Annotated in this window: 4 protein-coding genes; 1 reads left to right on the top strand and 3 read right to left on the bottom strand. The window is 57.5% G+C overall.

Going from position 1 to position 3604, the window contains the following annotated elements; all coding sequences use genetic code 11:
- Positions 1 to 182, top strand: a 182-nt coding sequence (locus tag J1C54_RS16140; protein WP_255612705.1) for an acyl-CoA dehydrogenase family protein, incomplete at its 5' end; no start/stop codon positions are given.
- Between the two features lie 64 nt (positions 183 to 246).
- On the opposite strand, the gene J1C54_RS16135 is transcribed toward J1C54_RS16140, so the two are convergent.
- The 3 genes from J1C54_RS16135 to J1C54_RS16125 are packed head-to-tail and all read right to left on the bottom strand — an operon-like array spanning position 247 to position 3351.
- Positions 247 to 1995 carry a flotillin family protein gene (locus tag J1C54_RS16135; protein ID WP_229149939.1) on the bottom strand — a complete coding sequence of 583 codons (1749 nt, stop codon included), beginning with the start codon at positions 1993 to 1995 and terminating at the stop codon, positions 247 to 249.
- 31 nt (positions 1996 to 2026) lie between these two features.
- Positions 2027 to 2683: a YqiJ family protein gene (locus J1C54_RS16130; protein ID WP_229149938.1), complete on the bottom strand. Its 657-nt coding sequence runs from the start codon at positions 2681 to 2683 to the stop codon at positions 2027 to 2029.
- Positions 2680 to 3351, bottom strand: a complete 672-nt coding sequence (locus tag J1C54_RS16125; RefSeq protein ID WP_229149937.1) for a PspA/IM30 family protein — start codon at positions 3349 to 3351, stop codon at positions 2680 to 2682. The genes J1C54_RS16130 and J1C54_RS16125 overlap by 4 nt, the downstream gene beginning before the upstream one ends.
- Positions 3352 to 3604 lie beyond the last annotated feature (253 nt).

Raw genomic sequence — 3604 nt, 5'->3', positions numbered from 1 at the left:
TGTATGCGGCACAGAGCGCCATGCAGGTGGCCACCGAAGCGGTGCAAATCCACGGTGGCTATGGCTATATGCGCGAATCACGGGTCGAGCAGCTAATGCGTGACGCCAAGATTCTGCAGATCTATGCTGGTACCGACGAGATGCAGATCATCGCCATTGCCAGAGACCTGACGTCGCGCTAAACGCCAGACAATAAAAAAGGGGCGTCCAGTGGCGCCCCCTTTTTTATCTGTTCCAACAAAACGACTATTTCGATTTCGACTCCGACGGATTCAGGCTCGCGGTCAGACCATTGATGTCACCACCGTTCAGACCAATCTCGTTCATCAGTGAATCGAGCAGCGGTCCTTGCGCCCGATAGCGCAGTGCACTGTTCACAACCTGATCGGCAAGATTGCTGCTGCCACCGCTGGCTGCTTCACCCTCTGCAGCAGCACGCCCGTTGGCACCGTTGAGGCCTTCGATCTGGAAAATCTTGATGCCGTCAATGCGCTCCATCGGCTTGACGCTTTCACGGACGATTTCCGGCAAGTGACGGATCAGTGCCATGCGTAACTGCATCTCGATCTGAGCCGCTGATAGCAGGTTGTCAGCGTCATGGATCGCCCGCTTACCGGCAGCATCCACTTCATAACGCTTGGCGGCTGCTTCGGCCTTGAGCTTTTCTGCCTGAGCCAGACCTTCGGCCTCAATGCGGTACTTGTCAGAATCCGCCTGTGCGGCAGTCTTGACGGCTTCGGCACGATCTTCCGCCGCCTGCTTCTCGGCATCCGCAGCCACGGTGATCGAAATGGCGTCACGCTCAGCAGCCTTGCGCGCCTCAACGAGCTCAACACTTTTGACCCGTTCGGCCCGCTCGGTCTCCCGAACAGTGATAACCGCTTCTTCTTCTTTTACCGCAGCAGCCCGCGCCCTATCCGCTTCAGCCTGAGCTTCGGATTGGGCTTTCGAGCGTTCGGCAATTGCGATGGCACGATCTTGCTCTGCCAACTCAACCGTCTTGCGCCGATCTACCTCAGCGGTTTCCAGTGCACGCTGCTTGATAATCTCGCGCTCTTTTACGTCACGCTCCATCTCAATACGCTGCTCTTCAACTGCCCTGTCCGCAGCAATGCGAGAGGTATCGACCTGACGCTTGGCGATAATCTGGGCCTCTTCGGCATTACGCATGTTTTCTGCCTGCTCCCGGGCAATTTCGGCTTCCTGTGCTGCCCGACGAATCGCCACTTCACGCTCCTGCTGCAGCTTGGCGTATTCTTCCTCACGCATGATCTCAAGGGTAATACGCTGCGCTTCCAGATCTTTCTGACGCACGGCAACGGCGGTATCTTGCTCGATGTCGTTACGCTTTTTCCGCCGCATCTCGATCGCCTCAGTCAGCTTGGTCAAGCCCTCAGCATCAAAAGCATTCTGCGGATTGAAATGTTCAAAGCTGGTCTGGTCCAGGCCGGTCAGCGACACCGACTCCAACTCCAAACCGTTCTTGAGCAAATCCTCGGACACCACCGTCTGTACCTTCTGAACAAAATCGACACGCTTTTCGTGCAGCTCTTCCATTCCCATTTCCGCCGCCACTGCGCGCAGGGCATCAACGAACTTACCCTCGACCAGATCCTTCAGCAGTTCTGGATTCATAGTCCGCATACCGAGCGTCTGCGCTGCATTAGCGATCGCATCCACGGTTGGCTTCACCCGCACGTAGAACTCGGCAGTAACGTCAACACGCATACGGTCACGGGTGATCAGTGCCTGGACGCCGGTGCGACGAACTTCAAGGCGCAGGGTGTTCATGTTCACAGGAATGGATTCATGCAGGACCGGCAACACCAACGCACCGCCGTTCAGCACGACTTTCTGGCCTCCAAAACCGGTCCGTACAAACGACACTTCCTTGGAAGCGCGGCGGTACAGGCGAGAGAGGATCAGCCCCATAACAATCAGGGTAAAAAGAATAATGCCGGCAATCACTGCTGCATCAAGAATATTGAAATACATCGAGAACTCCTTTCTTCGTTAATTCAGAGGGTCAGTCAACCAGTGCGCCGCTCGGATTGACGATGGCCCGGAACACCGCGCCCTGTTGGCTGACCAGCAGCACTGCTTTGCCAGTGGCGAAAGCATCATCGGCTGCTTCCGGCTCCACCATCACGTAGTGGGTATAACCGTGAATATCCTTGAGCTTGGCCTGGGCGGGTTCGCCCTGCCGGGCAGTGCCGAGGGTTATCACCGCAACACGTCCGATGAAACTGCTCTCAGTCACGGCTTCGGTTTCATCCTTAGGGATAATCATGGCAATGCCTTGACCAGCCACTCGGACCACCGGCAACGACAGGACAAGGGCAGGCGCCACGGCCAGCCAGGACGGCAACAGCAGCCCGGTGACGGCATGCAGGATGCCTTGCATCAGCAGACCAACCAGACCGAATGCTGCGAGAAACACCACAAGCAAGATCAGTACCGGCACACGACCGACATGCAACCAGCCGAGCAGACGCGACAGCGCGCCCTCGCCAGTCGGTGACGGCGGACCATCGAGATCCACTTGGGGTACCAGTGACTCCAGCACCGAGGCAAAGCCGACGCCGAAAAACAGCAGCACACCCTCAAGGGTGCCGATGGCCAGCAGCAACAGCAGTGCGGCGGCGAACGGCAGGTTCTCCGCCAGAAACATGAAGCTGATCATTGGCCTGATTTTGCCTTGACCGCGGCGAGGCGCTCCTTGATCCGGTTACTGCGGGACAACTCTTCAAGCTCAGCGAGTTTAGCCGCGTCCTTGCGATCAATAGCACCGGCGCCAGCAAGACCCGTGTTACGCTCCATAATCCGGTCGAACACTTCACTTGCACGGTCGGCCTTGCCGCCAGCGCCGGCACCGGAAGTCCGGGCTGCTTCGGAAGTCTGTTCCGCTGCCCTGCTTTCGCGGAACGCCCTCAGCTCATCCATCATCTCACGCTTGCGCCCCTGCAAGGCACTGATGAAGCCCTCCAGCTCGCGTTCCTTGTCGCCGGCTGAGGCTATCGCCGTCTCGAGCACTGGAATCTGCGCTTCAACATCCATCTGCCGGGCGATGGCCACCTCGGCCAGATCATCGCGACCCTCTCGCACTGCGAAATCGATCTTCTCGACCAACTCACTGTGCTTGCGGTTCTCTTCGACCAGGCGCTTCTGCGCCAAATGGCGGTTAGCCAGAACGCGGCCCAGCTCAGCACGCACCTCATCTACAGCCCCGTCGATCTCTCGGGTTGCCTGCTCCATGACCACTTCCGGCGCGGCATTCTCCACTGCATCGACCAGCGCATTGAACCCACCGCTGACCAAGCGCCCCACTCGCGAACCGAGACTTTCCTTCATCCTTGTTACTCCTTATGTCTAAACTCCAACGCCTGAATAGCGGGCGCCGCCGGCGGGAAGAATAACCCGCGTTTCTGACCGGAATCCAGCTACATGCGGAAGCGATATCAACATTGATACTCCCAACCGGCATGGGTAAAAAATCATCAAAACAGGCCGATTGGCCCGAATGACAGGCTTAACGGCCCGATCAGTCCTTGTGGTTATACGCAGCCCCAATAGAATACCGCCTTCTCATTAGTAGTATGAGTAA

This window comes from Alcanivorax sp. 1008 (assembly GCF_020667895.1).
In the GTDB taxonomy this organism is placed as follows: Bacteria; Pseudomonadota; Gammaproteobacteria; order Pseudomonadales; family Alcanivoracaceae; genus PGZG01.
The sequence above is the reverse complement of the archived record's forward strand: the minus strand, read 5'-3'. Positions and strand labels throughout refer to the sequence as shown.